Below are 18425 nucleotides of genomic sequence, written 5' to 3'. Positions count from 1 at the left end.
TGGTAAAGAGCGGCATCTCAGCTCGACTACTCGATTCTTGAATGAGTCGCCGTGGTCTGTGAATCACTTGCAAAAACAACGGATGGGACTAATCATGCAATCGATTCGGAAGCAGCCAAGGAATCGTGGTAAGCTGATTGTTTATCTTCTATTAGACGACACGTCATGCAAGAAAGAATCCACCACTCGCCGAATGGAAGGGCTGGACTTCCACTACTCTCATGAGAATGGAAAAAGCGTGTGGTCACATTGTATCGTCACGATGCATGTCGTCTCCGAAGGGCAATCCTTTGCTTGGGATTATCGCCCGTATTTCCGTGAGAAGTATTGTGAAGATCATCGTCTGACATTCAAAAGTAAAAACGAATTAGCCATGGAGATGATTGAAGCCTTCCCAGCGGATGAAGCCGATTGCATCTATGTACTTGCTGACAGCTGGTATACAAGTCGCGATCTACTTGATGCCTGCAACGCTCGCGGCTTTCATGTCATTGCAGCTGTCAAATCGAATCGAACAATCTGCCCTACAGGTATTCGGACTTCCATGTCCGACTTCGCAGCAACATACATCGATAACGCGGATCTCCGCTCCGTAACCGTGGAGAACAAACGTTACCGCGTCTATGCCTACGAAGGACCGCTTGCGGATACAGAAAATGTTCGGGTGTTATTATCTTGGGAAGGCAAATTTGACGCTAACGCGTGCCCATTTTGTATCGTGTGTACCGATCTAAGCTTGGATCTCGTTACGATCTTAAGCTATTACCGTATACGTTGGCACATTGAAACGGGATACCGTTACTTCAAAGAATTGCTTGGCTTTGATCAATACCAATTGCTTTCGTTTAAGGGCATTAATCGTTATTGGGCTATTCAATTTCTGACCCAAAATCTCTTAGAGCTTCAAAGAATGACATGGTCTAAATCCTCAGCCAAGTTAACGCTTGGTGATGTGGTTCGAAGGTTCCGTCATGAGCATAAGGGGCAAATGCTGCTCTATGTCTTTGAACAAGCGATGCAGAAGAAACCGTTGTTCGACATATTACGAGATCTAAAGATGATCTCATAACGCTCCTTTGACCACTAACACCACCAGTCTGCCTTTTTCAAGGTCAGATTATGTTTTTTGCAAGAGTCAAGTTAATAACTTCGTTCTCTTCATAGTTCGTTTGAGCCAAAATAAAGCTTTATGCGCGATTGTACATTGAATAAGCCTACTTTTCCATGATGCTTTGCCATTTTGATTGAGCGGATCTCCAAATCGTTATTTAGCTTATTCAGCGCTTCAGCCTCCATCCCAACACTTGGTCACTGATACTGATGTAGACGTCCTCTCCGCTGAGCCAACCCTTCACCTCAATGTCGCCGGCGTGCTGTTTCGGGTCGATCCCGTGAATGATTGCGTTTTCGATAACAGGCTGCAAAATCCACTTGATCGTATACAGCTGAAGCAGCTGAGGATCAAGCTGGATGTCATAATAGAAGTCTTCCTTCATACGCAGCTTGTGAATTTGGATCCAGGGCGATACTATCTCCCATGCGCTGCATATCGGCAATATAAAAAGATAACGTTTTCAGCTTTTGATCTAGGATATTGTTGGTTTCCCTTTGGAGCTTCTCATTCAATGTCCGTTCAGAGCCTGATAGCATAAACATACCCGATAGCATTAGCGGTACTTTTAAAAAGTCTCAAATAATGACTTACATATTCAAGCTCTTTCGAGAAAGCGTTTAGCTGGCTTTAGTTTTTTATGACTTGGAATGCGCCATACGTTTGTCCATCATTTTTACACCTTAATCCACGATTTGTCTCACTACTCAAACAAATAGTTTCGTGAGATATTGTAAAAGCAATTATTGTTAATGTAATGGGCTAAAGACAATTTCTGGGGGAGCTTGTATGAAGCGGAGGGTTTGGTTTCTGGAAATCATGCTCGCCATGTGCGTCTCGATGTTAATAGGATGCGGCATCACGAAGGAAAGTGAACGAGATACTTCATATGTGGAAGAAGTTCCTATTAAAGTGGTTCATTATGTAAGCGGTAAACTCGGAGATAAAAGTTTCTTTGATTCGGCAGAGCGTGGATTGAAAAAAAGTGAGATGGTATACGGGCATGAAGCGTCGACCATTGAAGGCGGGAATGATTCCGCGGTATGGGCTTCGGATTTGGAGGAACTGGCTGCCTCTGAAAAGTACGATAATATCATCGTCGGAACGTTTCCAATGACAGACACGGTGAGAAAATTGGCTCAACAATACCCGGATCAGAGGTTCATTTTTTATGATGATTCGGTTAAAGATGACCCCAATGTGTATTCAATGGCCTACTCTCAAAGTGAAGGCTCGTTTTAGGCAGGAGCTTTTGCGGCAATGGTGACGACAAATGCCAAACTTGAAGGATCGAATCCTGACAAAGTCATAGGATTCATCGGTGGTATGAACGACGAAGTTATTAACGATTTCAAGTCGGGTTATGAGCAAGGAGCCGCATTTATCGACCCGGAAGTGAAGGTCGTTGCCCACTATGTAGGTGACTTCACGAATGTTAGTAAGGCTGGCGAGTTGGCATTTAACCAATTCCGTGAGCATAAAGTGGACATCATTTACAATGTTGCGGGCGGTGCGGGGCTGGGCTGGGGATTTTGAAAGCAGGCGCCGAGGCGGGGAAATATACGATTGGTATCGATAGCAATCAAAATTCGTTATACCCTGGCAGCGTATTGACATCGATGCTCAAGAACGTGGACGAATCCGTATTTCGAGCACTCTGTTTTGTTCGCAGCGGCTATCTGCCCTTTGGCACACTGGAAATTATTGGAGTGACGGACGGGGCTGTCGGCATTGCGCGAGACGCCTTGTATGAGAAATACGTACCCAGTGAAATTCGCGAGGAAATGAAAGAAATTGAGGGTGCAATCGCATGCGGAATGATAGAAGTAAAGTCTGAATTGACGAAGGTTAAACCATAATAAGTTTCGATAGACACCACTAGACAAATACAGGATAGGAACATCATTTATGCATAAAAATATTACAATAAATTTGCGGTTGATTAGCAAATCAAAATGAAACCGCTTGCTTTTTCACGTGTTTTTCTGATTGTCATTGATTTCGTAGGATTTGGAGAAGCGCCTGAAGCTGCTACCTTAATAGCCAGGCCTTTGATAGGAATGCCGGGAATATGGGAGAGGACGGCAAATCGTCATGATTTCGCGCTGAAACCATTTGATCGAACTGTCTTGAACGAGTTGATCTTACCCCCAGAAGGATTTGTAATCAAAACCGTAAAAGACCGCTATGCACGTGTGAACAAACGTGAAGCCAATCGAATTGATGAATATAAAGCAACTTTAGGAGGAATCGATCTATGAGAAAATCAAGTGGAAATACTATATTAAGCTTATACGACGATTATGTTGAACTGGATCGCTTTATATCTTTCCAACTTTTTAGTTCGAATGTTTGCGCTGGAACCGAATCAGCAGCGATCCTACATGATCCATGATTCCGCGAAGGTTAACTTGGACTTGCTGTCCCACATGTTTGGCGACGCCCGCTTGGCGTTGTTCTTGCCGCAGGATTGTTCGGTTCCCTCACGTATGGTTCATCGGGAATGAGCTTCGGTGCAGATGTGCCGCCCGAGATTATTCGAATCATCATTGGATTGGTTATCTTTTTCGTTGCATCGCCGGGTATCATTCGTTGGGTGCTTCGTTTTTTAACCAGTGACCGCAAGCAGAAGGAGGTAATCTAAGATGGATTTGATCGTTACCGTCAGCGAAATGTTCATTACGATGCTTGTTTTCTCCACTGTACTTATATTCGCAGCATTAGGGGGATTAATCTCCGAGAAATCAGGCGTAATCAATATCGGATTAGAAGGCTTAATGATCGCCGGAGCTTTTTCCTCCGCCGTGGCAGTCTTATTTGCCGAGGATGCGAATCTTGGCGGCATGTCGCCGTGGCTCGGGCTTCTCACAGGATTACTGTTATTCCTTGCGCTCGGCACAACGGTCTTCTTGGTGAAGCTTATCTATGGGGCGGGCGAAACGAGAACGCTCAAGGAGGTTTTCACAAAGATACACGTTCCTATTCTTTCGGATATTCCGGTATTGGGAAAAGCGCTGTTCGTCGCGTATCCGACAACGTATATCGCGCTCTTCCTGGTGGCAGCCATGTTCTTCGGCATTGCCCAGACGCTGAAGAACCAGATCCAACTATTTCCGTTCGCGGACCAGATCCCTACGGAATTTATCTTTATGTTTCCGAATGTGTTAATCATTCTAGTATTGATCGGAGTGGTAGGAAGGGCAAATCCGCCTTCGGCGCTAGGGGAAGCGTACTATCCTGGAAAAAGATAGACATGACGCGCATTCTACTGACAACGGTTTCAAAGAAACAAAATATATGAGGAGGGTTTCAATTGAAAATGAGAGGAAGAATCATGGTTTCATGCATGACAATCGTTGCATCGCTTATGCTGGCGGGTTCTGCATTTGCCGAAACGTCCCGTACCGTGGAGCACACCCAGTGGATGGCGGAGAAGGATGTTGTGCAAGGCTACAAGGATGGGGATTTGGCTTTAGATCGCGGCATTTCGCTAGCGGAAGCTATTGCTTTCATTGCAAGAGCAAAAGGGGCGGCGATTACGAACAAGCCGGGAAATTGGTCAAGCGGTTATTTGCATTGGGCTTACGGGCAAGGCGCCATTACGCAAGCGGAATTGAAGGCCGGCAACAAAATTCCGAGCACGGAAGCGCTGCAGCGAATGACGGAGAAACTCGGATTCAAACTGTCCTTCTCCGCGTCCGGTCAAGTTACGCGGGGAGATTTTCTGCAGAAATTGGGCGAAGCCGTTACCACGCATGTCACGATCGCCCATACGAACGATGTGCACGGACATATCCAGGAGGATAAGTTCAATAAAGAGTTTGGTTATGCCAAGATGGCAACGCTAGTGGAAGCGTGGCGCAAAGAAAATTCGAATTTCTTCTTATTGGATGCGGGGGATACTTTCCAGGGAACGATATTTGCCAATCAATTTCAAGGGGAAGCCCTGCTGCCGATCTTGAATGCGCTGAATTATGACGTAATGGTGGCGGGAAATCACGAGTTTGATTTCGGTTACGAACAGCTATTGAAGCTTCGCGACCAATTGGAATATCCGATGATCAACGCGAACGTATTCAAAGCGGACGGCACAAACCTGCTCATTCCGACATTTACCATGAATATTGGCGAGAAGAAGTTCGCCTTTATCGGCTTGGTCACGGAGGAAACGCCGATCGCGACTCATCCTAAGAACGTTGTTGGCCTTACCTTCAAGGACCCGGTAGATATCGCTAAAGACTGGGTTCCGAAGTTAAAAAAGGACGCGGACCATGTCATTGTCATATCCCACGTTGGGATTGAGGTAGATAGAGAGATTGCGAGAAATGTCCAAGGAATCGACTTGATCATTGGAGCACATTCCCATACGCCGGTGAGAACGCCCGAGAAAGTGAACGATACCTACATCGTTCAGGATTGGGAGTATGGAAAGTCGCTTGGACGCGTCGATCTCTACTATTACAACAAAGAGGTTGTTCATTTCAGCGGAGGATTGCTGGAATACGATGAGAATGTTCAGGCAGACCCTAAAGTCGACAAGCTTGTTCAAGAAGTATTGAAAAAAGTGGACGAATCTATGAATATCGTAATCTCCAAATCAGAAGTTGATCTTATCGGTGACAGAAAATATTTGCGTTCCGGTGAAACGAATCTTGGCAATTATATTACGGATACAATGCTGGCAAAAACGAAAAGCTTCAAAGGGTATGAGGCGGATGTCGCGATAATGAACGGCGGGGGAATCCGTGCAGGCAAGTCGAAAGGCGACATAACGAAAAAAGATCTTTATACGATGCTTCCGTTCCCGAATACGTTAGTTGTCGTTGAAGTTACGGGAGAAGACATCGTGAAGGCGCTGGAGAATGGAATTAAAGGGGTCGAGAAGACGGACGATCTTCCCGGCAGCTTCCCGCAAATCAGCGGCATGACCTTCACTTACGACTCAAGCAAGCCTGCGGGTTCCCGCGTCTTGGAAGTTAAAGTAGGAGGGAAACCGATCGATCTGATGGGCGCATACAAAGTGGCAACGAATGACTTTTTGGCGGCAGGCGGAGACGGGTATAAAACTTTGCTAAAGGCGAATGTCTTCAACAGCGGATTTACGCTGTATGACGTGATCGAAGAACGCTTGCTGCAACAAAAATCCATCAGTCCTAAATCGGAAGGCCGTATTACATCTGTGAAATAACAAACCAAAGCGCCTCTTTTTATTTCATCTATAAAAGAGGCGCTCCTATAGGGGAGGATACACTTTGAAAATTTCTAATCGATTTCATAAAAGTAGTCTTGTTCTTGCTGCGGGCGCTATGCTCTACCCGCCAGATATGACAAAGAAGGAAAGGTCATCAATGTTAAATACTTGTCATCGCTTCTCCGGATGAAAACCGTCAGATCGTGATCGATTACATACGCGAACAGGGAACCATCAACCCTTCCGCCGATGGCAACTGGTCATTTGCCCCGATTGCAGACAAGGCTAAGATTACGTTCGAAACGTCGCCAATCGCCCGGAATCATTTGAAGAATCTGACTGGCATAACCTATCTGGAGACACTGAAGACCGGATTTGCCAAATACAGAATCGACCTGTCGAAGCCGGCTTCAGGTCCAAAGATGAAACGTCACTCCGATATTATTTATACCGTAAAGGCCGGGGATACGCTATCCCATATCGGGCAGCGGTTCGGCATTAGCTGGAGAAAGCTGGCCGAGTACAATAAGCTTGCAAATCCTCACCGTATCCGGGTGGGTCAGCAGATTCGAATCCCCAATGGCGGCGCAACGAGGGCTTCGAAATGAAAATCTACAACTTGGACAATGTGGATGGGTTCTTCAGCGTACTAGATCAGTGCAAAGGAGTCGTAGAGTTGATCACGCCCGACGGGGATCGGCTTAATCTTAAATCGAAGCTTTGCCAATACGTGGCCTTAAGCAAGTTGCTGAAGGAAGCGAAAATAAACGATATCGAAATCGTGGCCTATGATCCGGACGACGTTCATTTATTATTTCACTTTCTTATGGAAGACAAGAGATAGAAAGCTCTTTCAAACCAATGTTTAGGGGGAGTCATAAAATGTCAATTAGAAGGACTGCAGGTGCCGCTCTATCAGCCGCTTTGCTTCTCGGTGCTCTTATTGGAGCTGAGCATACACAAGCAAAGGAGAGCATGCATAAGCTGAAGGTTATGGTCACAACCGAGATTCACGCGCATCTCATGCCATATGACTATTTTCGCGATGCTCCGGATGAAGGTTTGGGTCTTGCGAAAACTTATTCGCTCGTGAAAAAGGTGAGAGAGCAAAATCCTAACACACTGCTGTTCAACACAGGCGACTTTATGCAAGGTGCAATAATTGGCGAGCATGCGGCAAAAATCCAGCCTCTCGCTGAAGGAGTGCCCTATGTCATCCTTGATCGCGAAGTGGATGGAATACCGATTTAAATTGGGATACTGGGGCTGACTCCCCCGGGCATTATGGCATGGCATGCCGACAAATTAACCGGACAGGTAACGGCTGAGCCGGTAATGGACACGGTCGAGAAATTTTTGCCGCAAATGAAAGAAGAAGGCACTGACCTGATCATCATCAATCTTCATGGCGGGAAGCGGCTTGAGGACGGCAAAAATGCGGTCATCATTCGGCCACGAACAGAGCGTTTTCCCTGGCGATAAAGATTATGACGGGGTTGAAGGGTTGGATAATAAAGCAGGCCTGATTCATGGGGTACCTTCTGTCATGGCGGGATTTGCAGGCGATCATCTAGGCGTAATTGATTTAAAGCTTACCCATAACAACGGGAAATGGAAGGTCGTGGACGGATCTTCGAAAAATATTCCCGTCGAGGAAACGACGGAGGCGGCGCCGGAGCTTGTTGAGGCGATAAAGATGCGGTTGAGGATGCGTTTAATAATAAAGCTCTTGTCACCTATTATTTTCGCTCGGACCATGTTTATATTCATCATGAAAAGGAAGAGGCTCAAGTGGTATTAATCGGGTTGTTCGTGAAAAAAGATGATCATACTGCGAAATTGGAACTTGAAGCGGGTTTTGTGGACGGTATGATGGTGGGGCGAAAAATATTAGACGAGCTCATTACCATTGAAATCGATTATTCTAAATTAAATCCGGAAGCAGAAAACTTTACGATCGAACGTGCGAACGGATCCGTCATTTTCCGAGAAATCGGAAAGCAGCTATAGCTTGTCTTTTTATTTGCTATGTGCGTGAGATAGATTTAGTTATGGAAGTTAGCCTAGCGAGATCCAGGAAACGAGTCCTGATCTCCTAGGCTTTTTCGTGTTTTTGTAAACAACACTCTGCATATCACCTACTTACAGCGGGTTCTCTCACCTTCCAAAAGATGACGGCGAATACTGCCATGCAGAGAAGGGCCACCACGGAATTATACATAAAAACATTACGCATGCCGAAGCTGTAGGTGGCAATCCCGCCTACGAAGCTCCCGATAATCCGCGCCGCGCCGAGATTCAGCAGACCGTTGAACGTTTGGCCGCTCGCTTTCAGCTCCTTCGGCACCTCCTGATTGATGAAGGTAGCCATCGTTACCGTGAGGACGATAAAGATCAGCCCGTGTAATGCTTGAACCGGAAGCGCCCAATAGGGGCTGTCGATGACGGAGAAGAGGTACCACCGTACAGCCGTGGCGGCGGCGGCTACTAATAAGATGTAGGGAATTTTCACTCGTTGAAAGATTTTGTTTGCAAATAGTAAAAAAGGAATTTCGCTCATCGACGAAATGACCATCGACCAGCCAAGCAATAAGTTATCTCCGCCCAATTCTTTGAAGTAGATCGGAAAAAATGCGTAATAATAACCAAGTGTAATTTGCAGCACGAAGTTGATTCCCAAATAGAGCATTAATTTGCGGTTTCGGAACAAGACCGTAACTGACATTTTCCGTCCTTTGGATTGATGTCCTTCAATTTTAGGAAACCGTAACACCAGCAGGAAGCATACGACCATAATGACCGCATATACCGCGAACATGGATTTGATATGGTCCTGAGCGATGATGCCGAAGGCGATGGACATCATCGCGAAGCCGAACGTTCCGCCCATACGGATCAAGCCGTAATTTTGCGATTTGTTGCGATCCAGTACCTCCAGCGTTATCGTATCGCTAATTGCAAAGATCGACGTTTGGAAGAATGTGAAGACACACATCATGAACAGCAGAAAGGCGAATTGCTCCGACAAAGGATATAACAGCATGGATAGGCCGCTGCCTGCAAGCAAGACATAAAGAATGTGGTTTTTTATTTTGGCCTTATCCCCGAAAGCGCCCCAAATCGGCTGCGCCAAGATGGCTACGAGCGGCCCCAAACTAAGCAGCGTTCCGATTTGCAAGGAAGTAAAGCCGATATCTTGAAAATAAACAGGCAGAAATGTGCCGTAGACCGCATTGCCTGCATAGATAAATACATAGAAAAGCACAAAATAATATAAATTAATTTTCACATAATCGCTTCTTTCCGCAGGAAAATTGGACATTGCTTTTTATTATATCACGAATAAAAGCACCCGATTGTGAATTTGTAGAAATTGATGGTAGGACCAAACGGTGCCCTCCTCTCACGCTGCTGCGGAAAGGGGGACACCATTTTGTTGCCGCGTCTTAACGCCTTCTAAGCTCGAAAAATTCGCATGCTTTCCGGTCGTGATAGGCGATATCGCTTACCCCCGATTGAGTCACGACGACGCTGTCGTTAAACCGGACGACGTTTGAGCTCGCGTCTACGATCTGATTATCTTGAAACACGCGAATGCGCAGCTGCTTTTTAATCATTTCCTCAAAGTCTTGGTCACTGCTCAGGCGACGGTTAATGGCCATGCGTAATCTCCTTTAACGAATCATTCTTTTCAGTTAGTCTAACGCATGAGCCTCCGATTGCAAAGTCTTCTTTGTTCGGGAGGCCGGAAGGAAAAAAGTCGATACGCGCCCGATTACTGCTGTCTTATACTTGTATCCTGATCGTTACGATCAGGGGCCGTCTTCTTTTTTGGCCGAGTTCCGCATAAGAATGGGAATAGGAAGCGGACTGTATCAAGCAGGAGGGGATGGTTTTGGCAAAATGGGGCAGGAAGGGCTGGCGGTTTCGACCGTTTGGCGGAAGCCGGATGCATCTTTGGTCAGGTCGTCCTTTTTCAAAGGTGAAGACAGTGCATTGGGGCAGCCGCGGAGGCTCGCAGACATCAGGAGCCGCTCCAAAAAAATGGGGCTCAGGCACGGGCCCCGCAGTGTTGAAATGGGGCTCGCGCTCCGGCTCCGGCAGCGGAAAATGGGGCTCCCGCCGACCTTCGTTTTCGCTTGGCAGCCGTAATCGCAGCGGGGCAACCGGAGGCACGGGAAGCTCATGGGGGGCCCGCCCGGCCAAACCGCGAATTCGGCGCCGTACCTTCGTTATTATCGTACTTATTGTCGCTATGGTCTTTTCGATTCAATCTTTCGTCTACGTGGAAAGGAATTTGCGTCCTCCTCTTATGAATATCGCGAAAATCAGAGTGAAGCAAATTGCGACGGAGGCGATTAATAAGGCAATTACCGAGCAAGTCGCCAAGCGGTCCGAATCGGATAAGCTTATCGATTGGAAGATGAACAGCAATGGTAAAATATCTGGCTTCATGCTGAATTATTCCGAGCATATGAGCATAACCTCCCAGACGATTCATACGGTTCAATCGACGCTCAAGGAAATGGAAAATATCCCGGAAAACATTCCGATCGGCCATGCTTTGAACAGTGCGATTATTTCCTCGTTCGGACCGAGAGTGCCGGTCAAGTTCGAGCCTGTCGGGGCGGCGAAGGTAGAGCTCAGCACCCGTCATAAGGAAGCGGCAATCAATATGATTTTAGTGGAGGTCTATATTCGGATAGTCGCAGAGGTTTCGATTATTATTCCGTTTGATACGGAGCCGCAGCTTGTTGAAACGGAGATTCCGATCTCCTACGCGCTCGTTGTGGGCGACGTGCCGATGTATTATTACGACGGTTCAGGCAAGCCTGTCGGCGATACGGCTGCGCAAGCGCCGAATATTTCGGTACCGCTCGGGCAAGGAACAAACGGCGGCGTTACATCGAATGCCGAAAATAATGAAAATTCAGGAGCCGCGGATGAGGGTTCAGACGGTTCAGACACATCATCCGAAGGTTCAGAAGAGGGTACGGCTAACTCTAACGCACATACGGGAACCGCGAATAACGCCGAAGATTCATCGGGAGAATAAAAAGTAAAAACGACTTTATCGTTCTCCGTTATGACGGATGATAAAGTCGTTTTTGCTGTAGAGTGATACGGCATCATGGAAATGATCGCATGCGTCGGGCGGTTTATTTTTTGGATCGCTTGCGCTTCCGTTCGTCCTGCTCCCATTTTCGCAGCATCGGATACGGGTCGAACGACCACTCGATGAGTCCGCGGTCGCTATAAACGCCATAATGCAAATGCGGCGGGAATTTTCCTTGCGTGCCCGGTTTGCCGTAGCCGGAGCTGCCGACCCAACCGACCACTTGACCGGGCTTTACGACATCGCCGATATTAACGGTTTTGTCAAAGCCGGATAGATGCGCGTAATAGTGGTAAAAGTTGTTTAAATCCCGTATGCCGATCCGCCATCCGCCAAAAGGATTCCACCCTTTCACCTCAACGATGCCGTAGCAGGTGCTGCGGACGGGAAGGCCGTGGGGAGCAAAGATATCCGTTCCCTCATGGGTTCTCCTGCCGCCCCATCCTCGGCCTGCTCCCCACGTATCGCGATAAGAATAGTTGGAGCCGAGGGGGACAGGGAAGGCATGCTCGAACAAATCGAGCTGACCGAATGCGGCATATATTCGCGAAAATTGCTGAATGCGCTGTACGGAGCGGCTGTTCTGATAATACTCCCAAAGGCCGATCGAGAAATCGTCATCCGTCATTCCATAAGCCGCAATTCGGCTGACAAGTGAATAGAGCAGGTCAAAGTCGCTCGTTCGCTCCGCTTGCCCGTTGCCGTCGCCATCGCGGCCGATGCCGTTGAAGAAGCGGATTGAAGCGGGCGTTCTGTCTTCCAAATTCGGATTTAAGGGACCGGCCCAATGCTCTTCATCGATAAAAACGCCGACGGTATCGCCTAGCATCGGCCTGGCTTTAGGCTTGACCTTTGACATGGATCGTTCATACTGATCGACTGCCGCTATCCAATACCAGGGGATTTCAGTCACAATGCTGAGCTTGTCATATAAACCTTTGCGGGCTGCGAGCGCATCCGTCTCTGCCGCCGCCGCTTGCTCCCTGGCCGGTTCAGGTCGCTGAATTTGAGCCGGGGATGCGATCGCATGGCTGACTGGCTGGACTAGGAATAGAGAGGCTGCGGTTAACGCCGCTGTAAGCGGGATAGTCAGTTTCAATCGTCTCATCCTTTCAGAAGCATGACGGTTATAAGGTTATGTTTCGCAAATCATTGGTTTTTATTCGAAATCTGTTATAATTAATCCATGAGTTTTGGACTTATAAATGAACGTGAAAGCAGGTAATGCCGTATGAAACAACAGGAAACGCTAAAAAAGCCGGACTGGCTTCGCATAAAATTAGCAACTGACGGTAATTTTGCCGAAATTAAAGATATGATGCGTTCGAAAACGCTGCATACCGTATGCGAGGAAGCGCGTTGTCCGAATATTTACGAATGCTGGGCGAATCGCACGGCTACTTTCATGATTTTGGGAGATATTTGCACGCGCGCATGCCGTTTCTGTGCGGTTAAGACCGGAATGCCTACCGAGCTCGATTTGGATGAGCCGGAGCGCGTAGCGGAAGCCGCCGAACAAATGGGCTTGCAGCATTGCGTCGTGACATCGGTCGCCCGCGATGATTTGAAGGATGGCGGCGCATCGATATTCGCGGCAACCGTTCACGCGATTCGCAAGCGGATGCCGTTTTGCCGAGTCGAGGTGCTTATTCCCGATTTCTTAGGCAACAAGGATGCTCTGCAAATCGTTATGGATGCGAACCCGGATATTTTGAATCATAATGTAGAGACTGTGGAAAGACTATCCGACCGCGTGCGCGCTAAAGCTAAATACAGCCGCACGATGGAGCTTTTAAAACGCGCAAAAGAGATGAAGCCGAAAATTCCAACCAAGTCGAGCATTATGCTGGGCGTTGGCGAGGAATGGGATGAAATTTTACAAACGATGGATGATTTGCGCGCGGTAGATGTCAATATATTAACACTGGGCCAATACTTGCAGCCGACGCCGAACCATTTGCCTATCGTACGTTATGTTCATCCGGATGAATTCGTAAAACTGAAAGAAGAAGGGCTGAAGCGCGGTTTCCGTCACGTTGAATCGGCACCGCTGGTTCGCAGCTCTTATCATGCGCACGAGCAAACCGATTCGGCACACGCGGCAATTGCTGCAAATATCCAAGAAGCGGGCTTCGACCGTGAGGTTTCCTCCGGTTCTTGCTCCGGCAGCATCTAATCGACGCTCAAGATGAGGTGGAGAATATGGGTTTGATTCATATCGGCGGCAAAACATATGAGATTGTACACGAAAATCGAAACGGCTGGAATGCGGAAGCGTTCCGCGACCGATACAGCGAGGTGCTGGAGCGTTACGATTTCATTGTGGGCGACTGGGGCTATAATCAGCTTCGTCTAAAGGGCTTCTTCCGTGATAATCATCAGAAGGCTACGAAGGACAGCAATCTCTCCGGCATGCCGGATTACATTAATGAATATTGCAATTTCGGCTGCGCTTATTTCGTTCTTGAGAAAACGATCAGCACGAAGAAGGAGCCTGAGGACTACGACCTGGATGCGGATGACGGGTTGCCAAGATTGGAAGCGGCCGATCTTAGAGCCGCGGCAGGGGCTGGCTATTCCGAAGTATCCGAAGCGGGAGACTCGGCTTTGGAGGAGGTTGCAAGCGCGAGAGAAGCAGCTCCTATGCAGGAAAGGCATACTCGCAGTTACCGCGGCGATCATCGGCATGGCAGCTCCAACCGCCACAATCAAGAAAATCGGAAAAGCAACGACAATACCGGTACCGAAGAAAACCGCAGCGGACCGGACAAACGCGGCAATGGCGGCAAGCGCGAGGCTCAGCACCGAAAGAGCTATCGCGGCAACGACCAACGAAGCAAGAAGCCGTACCGGCTTGCAGCCAGCGAGACTGCTGCGGCATCCGCCGAACCGAATGGACCAAAAAAAAGAGACACCGAACGTTCCTAAACGGAGCGGTCGGTGTCTCTTTTTTCAAAAAATGGCGTTGGGTCAATGTCCATTAACGAACGTCATAGCCCAGGAACGCTTCTCGTACGCGGTTCCAGAAGGGGAACGGGCGATAGCGGGCAAAGCTGACCTTACGGCTGGATACGCTGCAGCGGATCGAGCGGATGTCGCTGCGCATAATGCTGACGTGGTCGACCGTAAGCTGAATTCGCTGTTCCTTCTTGGAGATGATGTCGCAGTGATGATGCTGCGGCAGCAGCACCGACGAACCGAGCGTGCGGTAAACGCGATTGTTAATAGATGCGATCTCTGCAATTTGCAGCGTTTCGATGGATGGATGGACGATAGCTCCACCCAAGCTTTTGTTATAGGCCGTGCTTCCGGAAGGGGTGGAAATGACAATTCCGTCTCCGCGAAACATTTCGAACATCTCGTCATTGATGTTGATTTGGGCGACCAGCGTGCCGTCCACGCCTTTGAGCGTAAACTCGTTCAAGGACAAGTAATTGCGGCATTCCGTTGGTGTTTCCAGCTCGATTTCGGCTAGTGGATATCTCACCATTCTAGGCGTTTCACCCGCCATCATTCCGACAAGCTCCTCAAGCTCATCCGCTTGCCAATCCGCGTAAAAGCCAAGATGGCCTGTATGGATGCCGACAAATGCAACATCGGATATTTGATCGACATATTTATGGAATGCCTGCAAAAGCGTCCCGTCTCCCCCAATTGAAATGACGATTTCCGGCGTTTCATCATTTCGAATGAAGCCGCGCTCTGCAGCCAATTGGTGAAATCTCTCTGTCAACGCTTTGGATAACGAATCACCTCGATCGATAACCGCATACTTCAAAGGTAAATCTCCTTCCGAACTCTTAGTATCTAAGATTTTAAAGGAAATTCACTTCGAATTCAATGAGCGTAAGCGTCCTGGGACATTTCGGTGCAAATTTACGGCCCAAGCCAGCCCCAGAGAACGTAAACGAGAGCAAAAGCAATGAAGCTGTGCAGCAATCTTGAGAGTATAAACGGCCGGTAGCGTAAATCGGTACGGCTGAGCAGACTCGCAACCTGCGCGTGTACCGACAGGCCGCCCCATGAAAGCACCCAAGCGGCTATCGCGGCTTGATGCATCAGACCTGTGCCCGCCGTGCCCGCAGCGCGGGCGCCGAGCGTAACCTCAAACAATCCGAATATGCCGGCATCCGCCAGCGTAACCGGCATTCCGATAACGCCGAATAAGAACCGCAATGCTTCGGAGAGAACTTCAACAACACCGGCATGGGTCAGCATCTCCATGACAACGGAGAAGAAGACGACAAGTCCGCCGACGACAATCATTAAGCGAAGTGCCGATTGAACGGAATCCTGAAGCAGCGCGCCGAGCTCTCTTCCATCGAGCAGTCTCGCCTCATGCATCGCTTTAAGTGCTTCGGCAACACGGGAGGGACGACGTATCCTTAGCGTGCCGGAGACTTCGCTGCGTTTATTCGTCGAAGTTGCGGGAGCGTGCCGGTCATGGAAACGCATGAGGAATCCGATTAGAAGTCCGCCTCCGTAATGCGCTGCGGCAAGAACAGGCGCAAGCGCAACATTTTGGAAGAAGCCTACCGAAACCGCTCCGATTAGGAAAATAGGATCAGATGTCGTCGTAAATGCGACTAGCCGCTCCCCCTCCGCACGATTTACGAGTCTCTGTTCCCAGAGTTGCGCCGTCAGCCTTGCTCCTACCGGATAACCCGAGATATAACCCATCGTTACAACAAAACCGCCGATGCCGGGAAGCCTGAATAACGGTCGCATCAACGGATCCAGCAGCTTGCCGAAGAAATGAACGATGCCGAAGCCAAGCAGCAGTTCCGAGATGACGAAGAACGGGAATAAAGCAGGGAAGAGCACCTGCCACCAGATCGAAAGTCCCCGCAGCGACGAGTTCAGCGTTTCTGTTGGAAAGACGGCCATTAACAGCACGATGAATAATGCCCCTAATGCGGTGACAGATAGAGGATGAATGAATGCGCGCAGCAGATTGACCGCCTCCTTATGATGAAGTACAACCCCTCCTACACGTATATGTTTGAAATGGGTCGTCCATCACTTGAGCGGGAGGAAAAAAAAACAAGCTGAAAAGAAAACGTTTACAAAAAAGCTGGATTCCTGTATTTTTTATGGTACAATAGATTTACCTTAAAACGGTTGGAGTGATGAGCTTGAGTATAATTGCTGGCATCCTGGTATGTGCTTTTGTCTATGTCATTCGAGAGTCCCTTTCGGCACCTGGTGAAGAGGATTATGAAGGTTAGTGAGTAATACGTACTATATGACGAGGCCCGTGCGTGAAAATGCGGGCTTTTTTTTGTGCCCTACAAATTTTTTTTGTGATATAATTCTAAATACCTACATAATGGAGTTGATCCTGATGATGAATAGGAATATAAGCCTTTATGATGCGATTGGCGGACATGAGACTTTAAGACTAATTGTTGAAGCTTTTTATCCAAAGGTACAAGCTCATCCTTTGCTTGGACCGCTATTTCCGCAGGATATCGATCCTGTAATAGAGAAGCAATATTTGTTTTTGACTCAGTTTTTTGGCGGGCCGACGCTTTACTCCGATCAATACGGGCATCCGATGATGCGTGCGCGGCATTTGCCATTTCCCATTACTCCCGAGCGGGCGGAGGCATGGCTGGGCTGCATGCGCAGAGCGCTGGAAGAGGTTGGAATAGAAGAACGGCTGCAAGCGATCGTCATAGATAGATTATCCGGACCTGCACACCATTTCGTGAACCAATCAGAAGAGGAGACGTGATCTTTATGGAACCGCTCTACCAATCCAAAATCGAATGCATCTGCTGCGAAAAGACTTATATGACCTCTCGTGTTAGACCCAGCTTCAAAAAAGCGACGAAGACGGATTCTGACTTTTGCGGGTATTACAAAACAGAAGTAAATCCTGATTTCTACGTTGTCCGGGTTTGTCCGAATTGCGGCTTTGCTTCGACGGAGAACGGACTGGAGCGTCTGAACGATCAGCAAAAGAAGCAGTACCACGAGAAGATTGGTTCACAGTGGCAGAAGCAGGATTATTGCGGGCAGAGGAGCGCCAAGCAGGCTATGACCTGCTACAAGCTTGCGCTTCTCTCGGCTCAGGCCGTTGGGGAGAAGGACCGCGTGCTTGCCGGCATTTTGCATCACATCGGCTGGCTTTATCGATACGAATCGAATCAGAATGAGGAAAAAAGGTTTCTGCGGTTCGCGCTTCAGGCATACATACGGGTTTACGAGGCCGAGGGCGTGGCGCTAAATAATGCTAAGCTCATGTATCTTATCGGGGAACTAAATCGACGGATCGGCGAAGATAATGATGCCGTGCGTTGGTTCTCCCGCGTCGTGAATGATAAGAAAATCGTCGATGCGGCAATGATACGCGCAAGCAGGGAGCAATGGCAGCTCATTCGCGAGGAAACGGAAGCCAGACGGCTCAGGTCGTCCGGCGACATTCCGTTTTCAGAAAATAGCGCAGAGGAAGATAAGTCGGTCTCTACGTCTGCTTAATAAAACTATTTACGAAGGACATGATCCGTCAGCAAGTAATCGCGATCCGCGTCCAAAACTGTCACCTTGCTGTAACAGCAAGGGAAGACGAGCAAGCGTTTCATGCCTTCCTGGATGTCCTTAAGCTCGGAAGGACGCACGGGCAGCAAAACATTTTCCGCCTTGCAGAAGGGGCAGCTTGCTACGTAGAGATCGCCCATGACAATGTCATAAGGCCATGCTCTCTCGAACGGAATCATGATTTTTCTTCGCTCTCTGTTGATGCCGGTGTATCGTTCTTAGCCAGTTCTGCAAGCTTCTGCAATAAAATGTGGCGCGGCATATGCATCAAATGCTCTAACGGCACGCCAAGCTGCTCTGCCAGCTTAACAGCCGTATCGGCCGATATTTGCAACGGTTTAGACATGGTGAAATTCCTCCAATCTGGATATAATTAAGTTATACACCGCCTGGAAGGTTTGCGCAAATAAAAAACGCGGCCGCTTCTTGGCTTTTTTTATTTCGGAGAGGAGATGGAGGCTGAC

At 48.3% G+C, this 18425-nt stretch carries 25 protein-coding genes and 1 pseudogene; 18 read left to right on the top strand and 8 right to left on the bottom strand.

The window, feature by feature from the left end; genetic code table 11:
• The coding region (locus L1N85_RS20615) for an IS701 family transposase (RefSeq protein ID WP_235240931.1) at nt 1-1069 on the top strand (1069 nt) is incomplete at its 5' end.
• 208 nt (nt 1070-1277) lie between these two features.
• Here the strand turns inward: L1N85_RS20615 and L1N85_RS20610 are convergent.
• Nucleotides 1278-1496 carry a sensor histidine kinase gene (locus tag L1N85_RS20610; protein ID WP_235240930.1) on the bottom strand — a complete coding sequence of 73 codons (219 nt, stop codon included), beginning with the start codon at nt 1494-1496 and terminating at the stop codon, nt 1278-1280.
• Nucleotides 1497-1900: 404 nt separating this feature from the next.
• On the opposite strand from L1N85_RS20610, the pseudogene L1N85_RS28025 reads away from it, so the two are divergent.
• The 12 genes and pseudogenes from L1N85_RS28025 to L1N85_RS20545 all read left to right on the top strand — a co-directional run bounded on the left by L1N85_RS28025 (nt 1901) and on the right by L1N85_RS20545 (nt 8312).
• Nucleotides 1901-2647 (top strand): annotated as a pseudogene (locus L1N85_RS28025) (BMP family ABC transporter substrate-binding protein).
• A complete protein-coding gene (locus L1N85_RS20595; protein WP_235240927.1) occupies nt 2644-2970 on the top strand; it encodes a BMP family lipoprotein in 327 nt (108 codons plus the stop codon). The pseudogene L1N85_RS28025 and the gene L1N85_RS20595 overlap by 4 nt, the downstream one beginning before the upstream one ends.
• Before the next feature lie 96 nt (nt 2971-3066).
• Nucleotides 3067-3372: a hypothetical protein gene (locus L1N85_RS20590; protein WP_235240935.1), complete on the top strand. Its 306-nt coding sequence runs from the start codon at nt 3067-3069 to the stop codon at nt 3370-3372.
• A gap of 242 nt (nt 3373-3614) precedes the next feature.
• Nucleotides 3615-3755, top strand: coding sequence for a hypothetical protein (locus L1N85_RS20585; RefSeq protein ID WP_235240926.1), 141 nt, complete (start codon nt 3615-3617; stop codon nt 3753-3755).
• Between the two features lies 1 nt (nt 3756).
• The gene (locus L1N85_RS20580; RefSeq protein WP_235240925.1) at nt 3757-4362 is read left to right on the top strand and encodes an ABC transporter permease subunit; all 606 of its coding nucleotides are present in this window, start codon (nt 3757-3759) and stop codon (nt 4360-4362) included.
• 68 nt (nt 4363-4430) lie between these two features.
• A complete protein-coding gene (locus tag L1N85_RS20575; RefSeq protein WP_235240934.1) occupies nt 4431-6299 on the top strand; it encodes a bifunctional metallophosphatase/5'-nucleotidase in 1869 nt (622 codons plus the stop codon).
• 206 nt (nt 6300-6505) lie between these two features.
• A complete protein-coding gene (locus tag L1N85_RS27690; RefSeq protein WP_235240924.1) occupies nt 6506-6910 on the top strand; it encodes a LysM peptidoglycan-binding domain-containing protein in 405 nt (134 codons plus the stop codon).
• On the top strand, nt 6907-7146 hold the full coding sequence (locus tag L1N85_RS20565) for a polya polymerase (RefSeq protein ID WP_235240923.1): 240 nt from the start codon (nt 6907-6909) through the stop codon (nt 7144-7146). The genes L1N85_RS27690 and L1N85_RS20565 overlap by 4 nt, the downstream gene beginning before the upstream one ends.
• Before the next feature lie 38 nt (nt 7147-7184).
• Nucleotides 7185-7553 (top strand): hypothetical protein, encoded by a 369-nt coding sequence (locus L1N85_RS20560; protein WP_235240922.1) that lies wholly within the window; start codon nt 7185-7187, stop codon nt 7551-7553.
• 33 nt (nt 7554-7586) lie between these two features.
• Nucleotides 7587-7784 (top strand): hypothetical protein, encoded by a 198-nt coding sequence (locus tag L1N85_RS20555; RefSeq protein WP_235240921.1) that lies wholly within the window; start codon nt 7587-7589, stop codon nt 7782-7784.
• Complete coding sequence (locus L1N85_RS20550) at nt 7738-8103, top strand: hypothetical protein (RefSeq protein ID WP_235240920.1); 366 nt, start codon at nt 7738-7740, stop codon at nt 8101-8103. The genes L1N85_RS20555 and L1N85_RS20550 overlap by 47 nt, the downstream gene beginning before the upstream one ends.
• Entirely contained in the window at nt 8094-8312 is a 219-nt protein-coding gene (locus L1N85_RS20545; protein WP_235240919.1) for a hypothetical protein, read from the top strand. Before L1N85_RS20550 ends, L1N85_RS20545 begins: the two co-directional genes overlap by 10 nt.
• A 124-nt stretch (nt 8313-8436) precedes the next feature.
• On the opposite strand, the gene L1N85_RS20540 is transcribed toward L1N85_RS20545, so the two are convergent.
• On the bottom strand, nt 8437-9591 hold the full coding sequence (locus tag L1N85_RS20540; RefSeq protein ID WP_235240918.1) for an MFS transporter: 1155 nt from the start codon (nt 9589-9591) through the stop codon (nt 8437-8439).
• Nucleotides 9592-9748: 157 nt separating this feature from the next.
• A complete protein-coding gene (locus tag L1N85_RS20535; RefSeq protein WP_235240917.1) occupies nt 9749-9964 on the bottom strand; it encodes a hypothetical protein in 216 nt (71 codons plus the stop codon).
• 233 nt (nt 9965-10197) lie between these two features.
• On the opposite strand from L1N85_RS20535, the gene yunB reads away from it, so the two are divergent.
• Entirely contained in the window at nt 10198-11358 is a 1161-nt protein-coding gene (gene yunB / locus L1N85_RS20530) for a sporulation protein YunB (RefSeq protein ID WP_235240916.1), read from the top strand.
• A gap of 103 nt (nt 11359-11461) precedes the next feature.
• Here yunB and L1N85_RS20525 read toward each other — a convergent pair whose 3' ends face one another.
• Nucleotides 11462-12526, bottom strand: coding sequence for a M23 family metallopeptidase (locus L1N85_RS20525; RefSeq protein WP_235240915.1), 1065 nt, complete (start codon nt 12524-12526; stop codon nt 11462-11464).
• Nucleotides 12527-12649: 123 nt separating this feature from the next.
• Here L1N85_RS20525 and lipA point away from each other — a divergent pair, with 123 nt between their 5' ends.
• Together lipA and L1N85_RS20515 are read left to right on the top strand one after the other, a co-directional pair.
• On the top strand, nt 12650-13594 hold the full coding sequence (gene lipA / locus L1N85_RS20520; protein WP_235240914.1) for a lipoyl synthase: 945 nt from the start codon (nt 12650-12652) through the stop codon (nt 13592-13594).
• Nucleotides 13595-13620: 26 nt separating this feature from the next.
• Nucleotides 13621-14346, top strand: coding sequence for a YutD family protein (locus L1N85_RS20515; protein WP_235240913.1), 726 nt, complete (start codon nt 13621-13623; stop codon nt 14344-14346).
• Nucleotides 14347-14398: 52 nt separating this feature from the next.
• On the opposite strand, the gene L1N85_RS20510 is transcribed toward L1N85_RS20515, so the two are convergent.
• Nucleotides 14399-15196 carry an NAD kinase gene (locus L1N85_RS20510; protein ID WP_235240912.1) on the bottom strand — a complete coding sequence of 266 codons (798 nt, stop codon included), beginning with the start codon at nt 15194-15196 and terminating at the stop codon, nt 14399-14401.
• Between the two features lie 98 nt (nt 15197-15294).
• Nucleotides 15295-16305 carry a sporulation integral membrane protein YlbJ gene (gene ylbJ / locus L1N85_RS20505; RefSeq protein ID WP_235240933.1) on the bottom strand — a complete coding sequence of 337 codons (1011 nt, stop codon included), beginning with the start codon at nt 16303-16305 and terminating at the stop codon, nt 15295-15297.
• Nucleotides 16306-16765: 460 nt separating this feature from the next.
• Between ylbJ and L1N85_RS20500 the strand changes: the two genes are divergently transcribed.
• Together L1N85_RS20500 and L1N85_RS20495 are read left to right on the top strand one after the other, a co-directional pair.
• Entirely contained in the window at nt 16766-17155 is a 390-nt protein-coding gene (locus L1N85_RS20500) for a globin domain-containing protein (protein WP_235240932.1), read from the top strand.
• Nucleotides 17156-17160: 5 nt separating this feature from the next.
• Complete coding sequence (locus tag L1N85_RS20495; RefSeq protein ID WP_235240911.1) at nt 17161-17901, top strand: DUF2225 domain-containing protein; 741 nt, start codon at nt 17161-17163, stop codon at nt 17899-17901.
• A 5-nt stretch (nt 17902-17906) separates the two neighbouring features.
• Here L1N85_RS20495 and L1N85_RS20490 read toward each other — a convergent pair whose 3' ends face one another.
• Together L1N85_RS20490 and L1N85_RS20485 are read right to left on the bottom strand one after the other, a co-directional pair.
• Entirely contained in the window at nt 17907-18140 is a 234-nt protein-coding gene (locus tag L1N85_RS20490) for a hypothetical protein (protein WP_235240910.1), read from the bottom strand.
• Nucleotides 18137-18307, bottom strand: coding sequence for a YycC family protein (locus L1N85_RS20485; protein WP_235240909.1), 171 nt, complete (start codon nt 18305-18307; stop codon nt 18137-18139). The genes L1N85_RS20490 and L1N85_RS20485 overlap by 4 nt, the downstream gene beginning before the upstream one ends.
• Nucleotides 18308-18425 lie beyond the last annotated feature (118 nt).

The sequence above is a fragment of the Paenibacillus alkaliterrae genome (assembly GCF_021532375.1).
In the GTDB taxonomy this organism is placed as follows: Bacteria; Bacillota; Bacilli; order Paenibacillales; family Paenibacillaceae; genus Pristimantibacillus; species Pristimantibacillus alkaliterrae.
This window is presented reverse-complemented; position numbering and strand designations above follow the sequence as displayed.